The organism is Actinocatenispora thailandica (assembly GCF_016865425.1).
Classification (GTDB): Bacteria; Actinomycetota; Actinomycetes; order Mycobacteriales; family Micromonosporaceae; genus Actinocatenispora; species Actinocatenispora thailandica.
Genome location: NZ_AP023355.1, coordinates 7,017,309 through 7,030,314 on the forward strand (window position 1 = coordinate 7,017,309; position 13,006 = coordinate 7,030,314).

The 13,006-nt window shown below is 72.7% G+C and carries 10 protein-coding genes and 2 pseudogenes; 5 read left to right on the forward strand and 7 right to left on the reverse strand.

What is annotated here, in order from left to right; genetic code table 11:
* Positions 1 to 44 precede the first annotated feature (44 nt).
* Positions 45 to 1,529 carry a vWA domain-containing protein gene (locus Athai_RS31750; RefSeq protein WP_203964887.1) on the reverse strand — a complete coding sequence of 495 codons (1,485 nt, stop codon included), beginning with the start codon at positions 1,527 to 1,529 and terminating at the stop codon, positions 45 to 47.
* Between the two features lie 188 nt (positions 1,530 to 1,717).
* On the opposite strand from Athai_RS31750, the gene Athai_RS31755 reads away from it, so the two are divergent.
* The 3 genes and pseudogenes from Athai_RS31755 (at position 1,718) to Athai_RS31765 (ending at position 5,904) form a co-directional block, all read left to right on the forward strand.
* Positions 1,718 to 3,514 (forward strand): PHP domain-containing protein, encoded by a 1,797-nt coding sequence (locus tag Athai_RS31755; protein ID WP_203964888.1) that lies wholly within the window; start codon positions 1,718 to 1,720, stop codon positions 3,512 to 3,514.
* 268 nt (positions 3,515 to 3,782) lie between these two features.
* Positions 3,783 to 5,054 (forward strand): annotated as a pseudogene (dnaB, locus tag Athai_RS31760) (replicative DNA helicase); the annotation flags it as partial.
* 415 nt (positions 5,055 to 5,469) lie between these two features.
* The gene (locus Athai_RS31765) at positions 5,470 to 5,904 is read left to right on the forward strand and encodes an SPW repeat protein (protein ID WP_203964889.1); all 435 of its coding nucleotides are present in this window, start codon (positions 5,470 to 5,472) and stop codon (positions 5,902 to 5,904) included.
* Positions 5,905 to 6,018: 114 nt separating this feature from the next.
* Here Athai_RS31765 and Athai_RS31770 read toward each other — a convergent pair whose 3' ends face one another.
* Positions 6,019 to 7,044 carry an aldo/keto reductase gene (locus tag Athai_RS31770; RefSeq protein ID WP_239157288.1) on the reverse strand — a complete coding sequence of 342 codons (1,026 nt, stop codon included), beginning with the start codon at positions 7,042 to 7,044 and terminating at the stop codon, positions 6,019 to 6,021.
* Positions 7,045 to 7,377: 333 nt separating this feature from the next.
* On the opposite strand from Athai_RS31770, the gene Athai_RS31775 reads away from it, so the two are divergent.
* Positions 7,378 to 8,226, forward strand: coding sequence for a helix-turn-helix transcriptional regulator (locus tag Athai_RS31775; protein ID WP_203964890.1), 849 nt, complete (start codon positions 7,378 to 7,380; stop codon positions 8,224 to 8,226).
* A gap of 70 nt (positions 8,227 to 8,296) precedes the next feature.
* Here the strand turns inward: Athai_RS31775 and Athai_RS31780 are convergent, their stop codons facing one another.
* Positions 8,297 to 8,746, reverse strand: a complete 450-nt coding sequence (locus Athai_RS31780; RefSeq protein WP_203964891.1) for a MarR family winged helix-turn-helix transcriptional regulator — start codon at positions 8,744 to 8,746, stop codon at positions 8,297 to 8,299.
* A gap of 95 nt (positions 8,747 to 8,841) precedes the next feature.
* Between Athai_RS31780 and Athai_RS31785 the strand changes: the two genes are divergently transcribed.
* Positions 8,842 to 9,702 carry an NAD(P)H-binding protein gene (locus Athai_RS31785; protein WP_203964892.1) on the forward strand — a complete coding sequence of 287 codons (861 nt, stop codon included), beginning with the start codon at positions 8,842 to 8,844 and terminating at the stop codon, positions 9,700 to 9,702.
* Between the two features lie 68 nt (positions 9,703 to 9,770).
* Here Athai_RS31785 and Athai_RS31790 read toward each other — a convergent pair whose 3' ends face one another.
* The 4 genes and pseudogenes from Athai_RS31790 to Athai_RS31805 form a co-directional block, all read right to left on the reverse strand.
* Positions 9,771 to 10,520: a FadR/GntR family transcriptional regulator gene (locus tag Athai_RS31790; protein ID WP_239157289.1), complete on the reverse strand. Its 750-nt coding sequence runs from the start codon at positions 10,518 to 10,520 to the stop codon at positions 9,771 to 9,773.
* A gap of 164 nt (positions 10,521 to 10,684) precedes the next feature.
* A pseudogene (locus Athai_RS31795) lies at positions 10,685 to 10,887 on the reverse strand (TFIIB-type zinc ribbon-containing protein); the annotation flags it as partial.
* A gap of 70 nt (positions 10,888 to 10,957) precedes the next feature.
* Positions 10,958 to 11,620, reverse strand: coding sequence for a phosphoribosyltransferase (locus Athai_RS31800; RefSeq protein ID WP_203964893.1), 663 nt, complete (start codon positions 11,618 to 11,620; stop codon positions 10,958 to 10,960).
* Between the two features lie 9 nt (positions 11,621 to 11,629).
* Entirely contained in the window at positions 11,630 to 12,946 is a 1,317-nt protein-coding gene (locus Athai_RS31805; protein ID WP_239157290.1) for a glycosyltransferase 87 family protein, read from the reverse strand.
* Positions 12,947 to 13,006: the final 60 nt, after the last annotated feature.

Sequence of the window (13,006 nt, forward strand, 5' to 3'; positions counted from 1 at the left end):
GGCCGCTCGACCCGCTCGATGCCGGCGGCCGCCGGCCAGCGGGGTCAGTTCTTCAGCTTCGCCGCGGTCCGGATCAGCGTCGCCAGCTCGCGCAGCTGGGCATCCTCGGTCGCGTCCGCGGCGGCGTCCACCGCCGCGGCCAGCGTCGCCGGCCGCACGTCCGTCGCGTACCGGTCGCCGCGCAGCCACTCGGCGAACGCCGCCACCGCCCGGTCCGCCCGCAGCCGCGGCGCCGCGTCCGCCAGCGCACCGTCCAGATCCGACACCGAGACGGTACGGGCCGCCTCCCTCGCCTCGTCCGACTCCGGGTCCTGCCAGCGGACCCGCGCCGTCGCCACCCGGCCGGACGCCTTCGCCGTCAACGTCACCTCGTACAGCGCGGTCACGCTGTGGCCGGGACCGACCCAGCCGCCGTCCACCGAGTCGTTGCGGAAGTCGTCGGCCGCCAGCCGGCGGTCGTCGAACCCGATCAGGCGGTAGCTGCGTACCTGCGCCGGGTCGAACTCCACCTGCGCCTTCGCCGCCCGCGCCCGTACCGACAGGTTCGCCGTCAGCTCGGTGCCGAACGTCCGGCGTGCGTCGGCCCGGTCCCCGACGTACACGGCCATGCCGTGCCCGTGGTCGGCCAGCTGCTCCATCAGCGCGTCCCCGTAGTCGCCGCCCACGCCGACACACAGCAACGTGATCCCGCGCCCGGCCTGCTCCGACACCTTGTCGAGGATCGTCTTCGAGTCGGTGTCGCCCTGGTTCGCCAGCCCGTCGGACAGCAGGATCACCCGGTTCGTCGCGCCCTTCCGGTACCCGTCGCGGGCCACCCGGTAGGCCGTCTCCACGCCGTCGCCCAAATTCGTACTGCTGGACGCGGACAGGTCGTCGATCGCGCCGTCCAGCGCGTCCCGGTTCCGTACCGAGGTCAGCCCGCGCAGCACCCGCGACCGGTCGGCGTACGCGACGATCGCCACCCGGTCGGACGGCCGCAGCTGCCGGATCAGGGTGTGCAGCGCGTCCTTGACCAGGTCCAGCTTCGCCGCGTCGGCCATCGAGCCGGACGTGTCGATGGCGAACGTCAACGCCACGTCCCGGCGCGCCGCCGCGTCCTCCCCGCGGGTCTGCAACCCCACCCGCATGAGCCGAGTGTCCGAATCCGGCAACCTCGCGCCGTCCGCAGTCACGGTGAACCCCGACCCGGCCGGCTGCGGGTAGTCCTGCCGGAAGGCGTTGACGAACTCCTCCGGCCGCACCGTCGACGGGTCCGGCAGGCTGCCCGCCTTCAGCTGTTGGCGCGCGTGCGAGTAGGACGCCGTGTCCACGTCCAGCGCGAACGTCGACCTGGGTGTGGAACGCGCGTCCACCGGCGGCGCGTCGCCGGGCCGGCCGGTACCCGTCGTCTCCGGGGTCGCGCCGGCCGCCTTCCGCGGCGCGGCATCGGCACCCGACGAGGACTGGTTTCGCCCGGGGCCGCCGCATCCGGCGACGAGCGCCAACCCGGCCAGCGCCGCCACGACCGTGACGCTACGTACGATTCGCATCGGAACCTCCCTCACGTCGTTGTTGGTCAGACGCGGAGGCTCGGGAGCCGGATCCGGGCGTGGCCGAGTCGTGTCCGCACCGTGTCGCGGCCGTGCCGGCACAGCGGGTCACCGTTTGGTGTGCGGTGGCCGGCCAAGATCCGTTTCACGGCGGGTCGGACCCGGGCTCGACTCGTAGAGTTGATCGCATGGTGCGGGCGAACGAGCGGGTCGCCGGCCTCCTTGCGGAGTACGCCGAACTGCTGGCCATGACCGGGGGCGACCGGTTCAAGATCCGGTCGTACGAGAAGGCTGCCCGCGGCGTCGGCGGCTACGCCACCGACCTCGCCACCCTGGACGAACCCGGCATCCGCAAGATCCCCAACGTCGGCGCGTCGATCGCCGGCAAGGTCCACCAGGCGGTCCAGACCGGGACGTTTCCGCAGCTGGAAGAGCTGCGCGGGCAGATACCGGCCGGCGTGCTGACGTTGATGCGCATCCCCAACCTCGGCCCGGCGAAGGCCCTCGCCGTCTACCGGGAACTCGGCATCGCCGACATCGACGCGCTGCTCGCCGCCGTGGAGAACGGCGACCTGCGACAGCTCAAGGGGTTCGGCCCGCGCACCGAGGAGGTCATCCGTACCGGCATCGAACTGGTCCGCGGTGGCGCCGGCCGGGTGCTGATGGCCACCGCGCTCGACCTCGCCGAGTCGATCGTCGACCGGCTCGCACCACTCGCCGACCGCTGCACCTACGCCGGTTCGCTGCGGCGCGGCAAGGAGACCGTCGGCGACATCGACATCCTCGCCGCGGCGGCCGACTCCGGACCGCTGATGGCGGCGTTCGTCGCGCTGCCCGAGGCGGACACGGTGCTGGTCCGCGGCGACACCAAGACCTCCATCCGGACCGCCCTGCACCCGGCCGCCGCGCTGCCCGCCGCCGGTACGGCCGGCGCCGGTACGGACGCCGACCACGAATCCGCCACCCCGATGGGTGGGCTGCAGATCGACCTTCGGGTCGTGCCGCAGGAGGTGTGGGGTGCCGCGCTGCAGTACTTCACCGGCTCCCGGGAACACAACGTGCGGGTCCGCGAGCTTGCCGTGCACGCCGGCCTGAAGCTCTCCGAGTACGGGCTGTTCGACGCCGCGACCGACGAGCTGATCGTCGCCGGCACCGAGCAGGAGGTGTACGAGCGGCTGGGCCTGCGGTGGATCCCGCCCACCCTGCGCGAGGACCTCGGCGAGGTCGCCGCCGCCCGCGCCGGCGAGCTACCCGAGCTGGTCACCGTCGAGGCGCTGCGCGGTGACCTGCACACCCACACCGACCTCACCGACGGCGTCGCCACCCTCGACGAGATGCTCGCCGCCGCCGCCGAACGCGGGTACGACTACTACGCGGTCACCGACCACGCGCCCGAGCTGTTCATGCAGCGGATGACGCTGGAGAAGGCGCTCGCCCAGCGCGAGCGGTTGGCCGAGCGGCGCGCCAGGTACCCGGGGATGCGGCTGTTGCACGGTACCGAGCTGAACATCGCGCCGGACGGCTCGGTCGACTGGCCGGAGGACGTGCTCGCCGAGTTCGACCTGTGCGTGGCGAGCGTGCACAGCCACTTCACGCTGCCGGCCGCCGAGCAGACCCGCCGGCTCGTCCGGGCCTGCGAGAACCCGTACGTGCAGATCATCGGGCACCCGACCGGCCGGCTGATCGGCCGCCGGGAACCGATCGACCTGGACCTGCCGGCGGTGTTCGAGGCGGCGGCCGCGACCGGTACCGCGCTGGAGATCAACGGCGGGCCGGACCGGCTGGACCTGCGCGACGAGCACATCCGCTGGGCCGCCGAGCGGGGTGTCACGTTCGCCGTCTCCTCCGACGCGCACGCCGTCCCGCAACTGGACTTCGTCCGGTACGCCACGCTGACCGCGCAACGCGGCTGGCTGACCCCGGACCAGGTGCTCAACTGCTGGCCGTACGAGCGGCTGCTGGAGTTCCTCACCCGGCCGAGGTAACCGGAAGTTTTCCTCCTCCACACCTTGTTCACGGAGTTTCCCCAGCTCACACTGCTGTGGCGAGTTATCCCCAGTAGTTATCCCCACCCTGTGCACAGCCTTGTGCACAGGCGTCGGCGGGTTGTCCACAGGTTGTCCCCCGCTCCGTCCACCGGTCGATTTGGCCCCGACCCGTACCGCTCTCTAACCTCGCCTGGCGACCAGCGCGTCGCCGGCAAGAATGTCGGCGCCGTGTGGTTCGCTGCGGGGGTACAGCCAGGGGGGCGCCATGTCGATCTCGGAGGATGTCCGACCGCCCGGTGACGGGCCGGACGACGAGCCGCGTCCGCGACCGCCCCGGCAGCAGTCGGAGCCCAGCGCCGCCGACTTCGAACGCACCCCGCCGCAGGACGTGGCCGCCGAGCAGTGCGTCCTCGGCGGCATGCTGCTCAGCAAGGACGCCATCGCCGACGTCGTCGAGATCCTCAAGACCAACGACTTCTACCAGCCCAAACACGGCATCGTCTTCGACGCCATCCTGGACCTGTACGGGCGGGGCGAGCCCGCCGACCTGATCACCGTGGCGTCCGCGCTGGTCGACTCCGGCGACATCGGCCGGGTCGGCGGCGCCGGCTACCTGCACACCCTGGTCTCGGCGGTGCCCACCGCCGCCAACGCCGCGTACTACGCGCGCATCGTCGCCGACCGCGCCATGCTGCGCCGGCTGATCGAGGCCGGCACCCGGGTCACCCAGCTCGGCTACGGCGCCGCCGCCGGCGGCGGCCGGGACATCGACGACGTCATCGACATGGCCCAGCAGGCCGTGTACGACGTGACCGAGCGCCGCGTCTCGGAGGACTTCGCCGCGCTGAACGAGCTGCTGCAGCCCACCCTGGACGAGATCGAGGCGATCGGCGCCAACGGTGGCGTGATGACCGGCGTGCCCACCGGCTTCACCGACCTGGACAACCTGCTCAACGGCCTGCACCCCGGCCAGCTCGTGATCGTGGCAGGGCGACCGGGCCTGGGCAAGTCGACGGTGGCGATGGATTTTGCGCGGGCGTGCTCGATCAAGAACAACATGGCCAGCGTCATCTTCAGCATGGAGATGAGCAAGGTCGAGATCGTGATGCGGCTGCTGTCGGCGGAGGCGCGGGTGCCGCTGCACACGTTGCGGTCCGGGCAGCTGTCCGACGACGACTGGACCAAGCTCGCCCGCCGGATGGGCGAGATCTCCGAGGCGCCACTGTTCTGCGACGACACCCCGAACATGAACCTGATGGAGGTCCGGTCCAAGGCCCGGCGGTTGAAGCAGCGGCACGACATCAAGCTGATCGTGGTCGACTACCTGCAGCTGATGAGCGGGCCGAAGCGGGCGGAGAGCCGGCAGCAGGAGGTCGCCGAGCTGTCCCGTGGCCTGAAGCTGCTGGCCAAGGAGGTCGACTGCCCGGTGATCGCGGCCTGCCAGCTCAACCGGGGCCCCGAACAACGCACCGACAAACGCCCCCAGCTATCCGATTTGCGGGAATCCGGAAGCATCGAACAGGATGCGGACGTGGTCCTGCTGCTGCATCGCGAGGACTACTACGACAAGGAGACCCCCGGGCCGGGGAGGCGGATTTCATCGTTGCCAAGCACCGGAACGGGCCGACCGACACGATCACGGTCGCGGCGCAGCTGCACCTGTCCCGGTTCGTCGACATGGCGGTCGGCTGACGGTTCGGCTCACCGGGCCGCCTGGTTGGGCCGGCGGCCCCGCCGCGCTTGCTGGCCGGAACCGGATGGGCGAGGGCAGCCCACCAGGTAGGCGGGCAGCCGATCAGGTAGTGGGCAGAACGCGGCCGGCGTGGTCAACTTGATGCGTTAGCCGCGTGTCCCGTGGTGGGACCCGACGCGCCGACGATCCGTTCGCCACACGCCGAGCCGCCCGAGCGGGGCAGCGGGTCCTGCGTTCGGTAGGGGGAGATGAGGGCGCGATGGCAAGCGCTCCGGGGATCGAACAGCATCCAGACCTCGTCGAGCTGCGCGACAAGTACGACCGCGCCGCGGCCCGGCCGGTGGTGCACGTGCTGGACGGGCTGACCGTGCTGGCCGGGCTGTACCTGGCGATCTCGCCGTGGGTGTTGGGCTTCAACGGGCTGACCTCGCTGGCGGTGAGCAACCTGATCGTCGGCCTGGCGTACTGCGCGACGGCGATGGGCTTCGCGGCCGCGTTCGGCCGCACGCACGGGATCGCCTGGACGGCACCGATCATGGGCGTCTGGGTGATCGTGTCGCCGTGGGTGATCCGTGGGGTGGATGCGAGTACCACCACCACGATGATCAACAACATCGTCGTCGGGGCGGTGTGCGTACTGCTCGGGCTGGCCGCGATGTCGGTGGGGGCCAGGCGGATGACGGCACGCCGCTGACCCCGCGGTGGCAACAGAACGGCGGCGCGCACCCCGGCGAGTCCGGGGTGCGCGCCGCCGTCGCCCGTCAGTGGCGGGGTTCCACGGTGGTGTTGCCGCCCATCACCGTGCGGGTCATCGGCCGCTGCAGGAACTCGTGCGGGAACCGAGCGGGATCGCGCTGGCCGCGTCCAGTGCGGCGAGCTGGTCCACGGTGAACTCGACGTCCAGCGCGCCCAGGTTGTCCTCCAACTGCGCCAGGGTGCGTACCCCGAGGATCGGCGCGGTGACCGCCGGGTTCCGCAGGTCCCAGGCGATCGCGACCCGGGACGGGGTGGTGTCGAGCTCGGCGGCGACCTTCTTGACGGTGTCGGCGATGTCCAGCGCGCGTTCGGTCAGGGCGCCGTTGCCGGCGGCGACGTCGCGCCGGCTGCCGCTCGGCGACCCGCTCGCCGCCGCGGTCAGGTCGCTCCGGTCGTACTTGCCGGTCAGCACGCCGGACGCCAGCGGCGACCACGGTACGACGCCGAGGCCGAGTTCGGCGGCCATCGGGATCAGGTCGCGTTCCACGGTGCGCTCGACCAGGCTGTACTCGATCTGCAGGGCGATCAGCGGGGACCAGCCGCGCAGGTCGGCGATCGCCTGCATCCGGGACACCTGCCAGGCGGGCGTGTCGGAGATGCCGACGTAGACCACCTTGCCGCTGCGGACCAGGTCGTCCATCCCGCGCAGTACCTCCTCGACCGGGGTGGTGGCGTCCCAGGCGTGCAGGTAGAGCAGATCGATGTAGTCGGTGCCCAGCCGGCGCAGGCTGTCCTCGACCGACCGGACCATGTTGCGCCGGTGGTTCCCGCCGGCGTTCGGATTGTCCGGGTCGGTGCTGCTGGTGTACTTGGTGGCGATCACGAGCCGGTCGCGACGGCCGGCGGCCAGCTCGCCGACGAACCGTTCGGACGTCCCGTTCGTGTACACGTCGGCGGTGTCGATGAAGTTGCCCCCGCGGTCGACGTAGCTGTCGACGATGCGCCGGGTCTCGTCCCGGTCGGCGCCCCAACCCCAGTCGGTACCGAAGGTCATCGCGCCGAGCGCGAGCGGCGAGACGCGCAGGCCGGAGCGGCCGAGCAGCCGGTACCGGTCGAGGGACGGTGTGGTGTGTGCCATGGTGTCGCTCCTGATGCGTTCGCTGGCTTCTGCGGCCAAGCCTCGCCGTTCACCCGCCCGCCGTTCAGGGACGGTGTTTCCTGGGAAGGCGCGTCCCAGGCTGCGCCGCCGCCCGTAGGTCGTCGCGGGTCGGTTCGCCGCCCGTAGGTCGTCGCGGGTCGGCTCGCCGTCCGTAGGTCGTCCCGGGTCGGTCCGCCGCCCGTGGGTCGTCGCGGGTCGGTTCGCCGCCCGAAGGTCGTCGCGGGTCGGCTCGCCGTCCGCTGGGGCCGGGTCGCCCGCGGCGCCGCGGGTGAGGACGCCGGTGGCGCGTTCGACTGCCCGTACGCTGGGTGCATGGCCGAGATGGTGGACGTCAGCGCGGAGCTGGCGGCGTTCCTGCGGACCCGGCGAGAGCGGCTGACCCCGGCCGAGGTGGGGCTGTCGGTGACGGGACGCCGGCGTACCCCGGGGCTGCGCCGCGAGGAGGTCGCGGAGCTGGCGAACGTGAGCGTCGACTACGTGGTGCGGTTGGAACAGGCGCGCGGGTTGCGGCCGTCCGCGGAGGTGCTGGAGGCGCTGTGCCGGGCGCTGCGGCTGACCACCGACGAGCGGTCGTACCTGTTCGATCTGGTCCGGCAGCGTCCCGCGGACCGGCCGGCCGATCGGCCGGTGTTCCCGGCGGCGGCGGCCCGGCTGGTGCACGACCTGTCGCCGCTGCCGGCGATGCTGATCGACCACCGCTTCGACGTGCTGGCCTGGAACGCCGAGATGAGCCGGGTGATGCTGGGGCTGGACACGCTGCCGGCGCAGTCGTTGAACACGATGCGGCTGTGCCTGATGGATCGGCGGTTCGAGCACTTCTATCTGGAGCGGGAGCGGGTGATCCGGGAGGGCATCGCCGACCTGCGGGCGGCCTGGGCGGCGCACCCGGACGACACCGAGCTGGCGGCGCTGCTGGACGATCTGGTGTCGGGCAGCCCGGAGTTCGCCCGGTTGTGGGAGCAGCACGCGGTGCGGGTGAACGGGCGGGGCCGCAAACCGATGCTGCATCCGGAGTTCGGCCCGCTCACCGTCGACTTCGAGGTGCTGCTGCCGATGTCGGAACCGGACCTGCGCATCGTGCTGTACCGCGCGGCCGACGAGGCGTCCCAGCGGGTGCTGGACACGATCGCCCGGGAGGCGACGCCCACCGCGGTCGGCTGACCACCGGCGCCCGTCCGGTGCCGCCGGGGACCGCTGTGCCGCCAGTTGCTGCCGGGTGCCTGGTCGCCGGCTACCGGCCGGGCTGCTGGTCGGCGACCGTGCCGAGCAGCTCGCTGGTGGCGCGGTGGATCTTGGCGAGCGCGGACATCAGGTGTGCTCGCTCGTCCGGGGTGAGTTCCGCGGTGATCTGTCGTTCGAGACGGCGGCGTTCGGTCTGGACCGGTTCGCGCAGCGCGCGGCCGGCGGGGGTCAGCCAGAGCCGGACGAGCCGGTTGTCGTGCTCGTCGCGGCGCCGGGTGAGCAGCCCTGCCGCTGCCATCCGGTCGGCCATCTTCACCACCGCGGGGGTGGTGACGTCGACGGCGGCGGCGATCTCGCCGGGTGTTCGGCCGTCCCGCTCCCAGAGCACGGCGAGCAGGTGGTCCTGCCCGAGGTGCAGGCCGTGCCGGCGCATGGCGAGCTCGGCCGCGGCCCGTATCGACTTGTTCGTCCGACCGTGCAGGTCCAGGAACTCGGTCACCGGCCATCCCTTCCGTGCGTCGTTGACAGCTTTTCGATAACCGGTTAACGTTCTGCTCGGACATTCGTTAACCAGTAAACGAACTGGGAGCCGTCATGCTACTGGTCACCGGCGCCACCGGGCACATCGGCCGGGAACTCGCCGCCGAACTCGACGCCCGGGGCGAGCCGTTCCGGGTCCTGGTCCGCGACGCCGGCCGCGCCGCGACCCTTCCGGCGCGGGCCGAACGGTTCGTCGCCGACCTGGATCGACCCGAGACCCTGGCGCCCGCGTTCGCCGGCGTGCGCGGCCTGTTCCTGCTCACCCCGGGCATCGGGCTCGACCAAACCGCGCACGCCCTGGCCGCGGCGCGGGACGCCGGCGTGCGCCACCTCGTGCACCTGTCGTCGTTCAACGTCCTGGGCGACCCGATGCCGGCGATGGGGCGCTGGCATCACGAACGTGAGGAGCTGGTTCGCGCCGCCGGCATCCCCGCCACCACGCTGCGCCCGGGCGGCTTCATGACCAACGCCCTGGACTGGCTGGACACCATCCGGTCGGACGGCGTCGTGCTCGACCCGGTCGGGCCGGGACGTTTCGCGCCGATCGACCCCGCCGACATCGCGGCCGTCGCGGCACTGGCCCTGGTCGGGCGCGGCCATGCCGGCGAGCGGTACGTCCTCACCGGTGAGCAGACCTTCACCGTCACCGAGCAGGTCCGGGTACTGGCCGCCGCGATCGGCCGGGAGCTCGCGGTGCGGCCGGTGACGACCCCGGACGAGATCGTCCGGTCCCGCTTCCCGCACGGGGCGCCGGCCGCCCTGGCCGAGGCCGTCGTCGAGGGATTCGCGCTGATGCGGGCCGACACCGTCGGCTTCCGGACCGACACCGTACGGCGGCTGCTCGGGCGCGCGCCGCGGACGTTCGCCGACTGGTGCGCCCGCAACGCGGACAGGTTCCGGCAAGCCGTCGCGTGACCGGCGGCGGTGCTCAGCGGCCGGGCTCTGGTACGTCGAAGGATGTGGCGGGCCGGCGCGGGCGCCGGTCAGCCGGCGGTGGCCCGGGGTTCGGAGAGCGTCTGGTGCAGCCAGTCCTCGACACCGGCCACGTGTACGGTCGCCCACGCGCGGGCCACGTCGGGGTTGCGGCCGACCATGGCGGCGTGGATCGCCGCGTGCTGCTCCCGGGTGCGCTGCACGGCGCCTTCCTGGGTGAGGCCGCGCCACACCCTGGCCCGTACGGTCGGGGCGGACAGGCTCTCCAGCAGGCTGGCCAGCGACGGGTTGCCGGCGCCGACCGCGATCTCGCGGTGGAACCGCAGGTCGTTCGCGACGAGTTCGTCGACGCTGGGGTCGTCCGGCAGCTCGGCGAGGATGGCGCCGAGCGCGTCGAGCTGCGCGTCGGTCATCCGCCGGGCGGCGAGCTCGGTGGCGGCCGGTTCGAGGATGTGCCGGATCTCCAGGAACTGGCGGATGCTGTCGTCGCGGTGGAAGTCGACGACGAAGCTCATCGTCTCCAGCAACAACTGCGGTTCCAGGCTGGTGACGTAGGTACCGTCACCCTGCCGGACGTCGAGCACGTGGATCAGGGACAGCGCACGGACCGCCTCACGCAGCGAGTTGCGGGACAGCCCGAGCCGGTCGGCGAGGTCGGCCTCCTTGGGCAGCCGGTCACCGGGGCGCAGCTCACCGGACGTGATCATGTTCTTGATCCGGTTGATCGCCTCGTCGGTCAGCGCCATCCAGCCCTCCAGCTGCCGGGCGGTGCCCCGCGGCAGCCGGGCCCCTGTCTGCACGACCGCGCGCGGTGCGGTTGGTCGGCGCACCCGGTGGGCGCCGCGGCGCCTGGTCGCGCCGCGGCGGGTCGAGACGGGGACGGCTCGTCTAGTCGAACAGGTCTTCGAGGAAGCTGCGGCGCTTCCGGCGCTGCCCATGGTCCGGGTGGCGTCGCTCATCGTACCGGCGGGTGTCGTGCCGGCCGCGTTCGTCGTGCGGCCGCTGGTGGTCGCCCGGGCCGTACCACCCCTGCTCGGCGTTGATCAGGTGCTCCAGCTCGCCGCGGTCGAGGAACAGCCCGCGGCACTCGACGCACTGGTCGACGGTGACGCCGTTGCGCTCGTACTGACGCATCTGTCCATGGCACTTCGGGCAGGTCAGCTCCATCGAGCAACGGTAGCCGAGCGATCGGGCGATCAGCCAAGGCTCATAGTGCTCCGTTAAGGATGCGTCCGGATCAACCGAGCAGGCCGTGCACCTCGGCGTCGGAGATCTGCCGGAAGTCCTGGTAGAAGCGGCCGACCGCGTCGAAGTTGCCCGGCCGGTACGGGCAGACCAGCTCGTCCGCGACCGACGCCAGGGCCTGCGCCGCGTCCGGCGCGGCGACCGGCACGCCGAGCACGGTACGGGCGGCGCCGCGGCGCCGGGCCACCTCGACCGCGGCGCGGGCGGTCGCGCCGGTGGCGAGGCCGTCGTCGATCAGCACCACGGTGCGGCCGGACAGCGCCGCGGCCGGATGGTCGGCGTGGTAGCGGGCGTCCTGCCGGGCCAGCTCGGCGCGTTCGGCGGCGACCACGGTGTCGATCTCGCCGTCGGACAGCCGGTCGGCGTACTCGTTGAGGACGATGACCCCGTCCGGGCCGATCGCACCGAAGGCGACCTCCGGCGCCCACGGCATCCCGAGCTTGCGGACCACCAGCACGTCGAGCGGGGTGCCGAGGCGGCCGGCGACCTCGGCGGCGACCGGCATGCCGCCGCGGGCCAGGCCGACCACCGTGACGTCGACGCGGCCCGCATAGCCGCCGAGCCGCGCCGCCAGCGCGGCACCCGCCTCCCGCCGATCCCGGTATGTCCGGTCGACGACCGGGTCGGCGAACCGGTGTCGGGGTCGCGACCGCATGCTTCCTGTCTACGCCCGATCCACCGCCGTCGCGACTCGAACGCCGGGACGCTGTGCCGCCTCGGCCGTTTCGTGCGGTATGCGCAGTGCCACCGCCCAGACCGCGTACGCCGCGGGGTAGAGCAGGTAGCCGAACCGGGTGGCCGGCGCGAGGCAGATCGCGAGCAGCATCGCCGCCGCCACCCGCCACGCCACCACGGTGACCTGTGCCGGCGGCCGGACCAGCAGGTGGATCACGAACGCGAGACCGGCCGCGACGAGCAGGCTCGCCGCGACGACCGTGCCGCCGGGTACGAGCACCGCGATCAGGTGGCCGGGCAGGTTGCTCGCCGCCGGGCTCTCGGCCAGGCCACGGCCCAGCGGGTAGCGGACCAGGTTCTCCAGCACCCCGTTCGGGTCCCGCAGCGTGATCGGGCCGAGGGTGACGACCGGGACGGCCAGCGCCGGCGTCAGGTACCAGCCGAGCGCCCGCCCGCCGGCCCGGAATCCGACGAACACCGCCAGCACCACCAGTACCGGCAGCGCGAACAGCTTCATCGCGGCGGCGTCGCCGATCACCAGCCCGGACAGCAACCACCAGACGGCGCCGCCGCGGTCGTCCAGGTGCCCCCTTACCGCGAAGGCGAGGCCGAGCAGGCACAGCGCGAGGACCGGCAGGTCGTCCCCGCCGGTGGCCAGGGTCAGCGCGCAGACCGGGAACACCGTCACCACCTGCGCCGCCCGGACCAGCACCGACGCCGGGGCGAGCCGGCGCAGCAGGAACAGGGCGGCCACGATCGCGGCGGCGGTCACCACCGCGAACCCGACCCGGGCGTCGGTCCACCACTGGTCCCCCGCGTACCGCCGGGGCAGGCCGAACACCGCGATGCCCGGGTTGTACGGCACGTAGGCGAGGTAGCCGAGCGACGGCAGCGCGCCGACGATGCCGTCGTGCGACAGGTAGGGGCTGCCGGTGTCGACGAGCCGGGCGCCGGCCATCTCGACGACCGTCACCTCGTCCTGGGCACGCCCGCTGGCGCCGGCGGCCCGCTGCGCCGCCTCGACCAGCAGCGGCAGCAGTGTGCTGGCCGCCCAGCCGGCGAACACCAGCACCATGCGGACCGCGGGGCGCGCCAGGCCACGCCCGACGAACCGCTGGACGACGGCGAGCACGGTCAGCGCCAGGTAGCCGAACACCGCGATGCGGCCCCACTGCGCGTGCGCCGGCATGCCGGTGTTGAACGCGGTGATGCCGGCATAGGCCGCGGATGCCGCGTACAGCACGATGTCGACAACGGTGCCCCGGCCGGCCCGGTGCGTCGCGCGGGCGATTCCGGTCAGCGTCACGCCGGTCAGTCTGGCATCGCTCCCCGCGGCCGCGCACTCCCGGTAGGCATCCGCCACGGC

What these genes read in the sequence shown, in the direction of transcription:
- Athai_RS31775 (WP_203964890.1), top strand. Translation starts at nt 7,378, where the DNA reads ATGGCCGAGATGGTGGACGTCAGCGCGGAGCTGGCGGCGTTCCTGCGG.
- Athai_RS31770 (WP_239157288.1), bottom strand. Translation starts at nt 7,044, where the DNA reads ATGGCACACACCACACCGTCCCTCGACCGGTACCGGCTGCTCGGCCGC.
- Athai_RS31800 (WP_203964893.1), bottom strand. Translation starts at nt 11,620, where the DNA reads ATGCGGTCGCGACCCCGACACCGGTTCGCCGACCCGGTCGTCGACCGG.
- Athai_RS31785 (WP_203964892.1), top strand. Translation starts at nt 8,842, where the DNA reads ATGCTACTGGTCACCGGCGCCACCGGGCACATCGGCCGGGAACTCGCC.
- Athai_RS31750 (WP_203964887.1), bottom strand. Translation starts at nt 1,529, where the DNA reads ATGCGAATCGTACGTAGCGTCACGGTCGTGGCGGCGCTGGCCGGGTTG.
- Athai_RS31755 (WP_203964888.1), top strand. Translation starts at nt 1,718, where the DNA reads ATGGTGCGGGCGAACGAGCGGGTCGCCGGCCTCCTTGCGGAGTACGCC.
- Athai_RS31765 (WP_203964889.1), top strand. Translation starts at nt 5,470, where the DNA reads ATGGCAAGCGCTCCGGGGATCGAACAGCATCCAGACCTCGTCGAGCTG.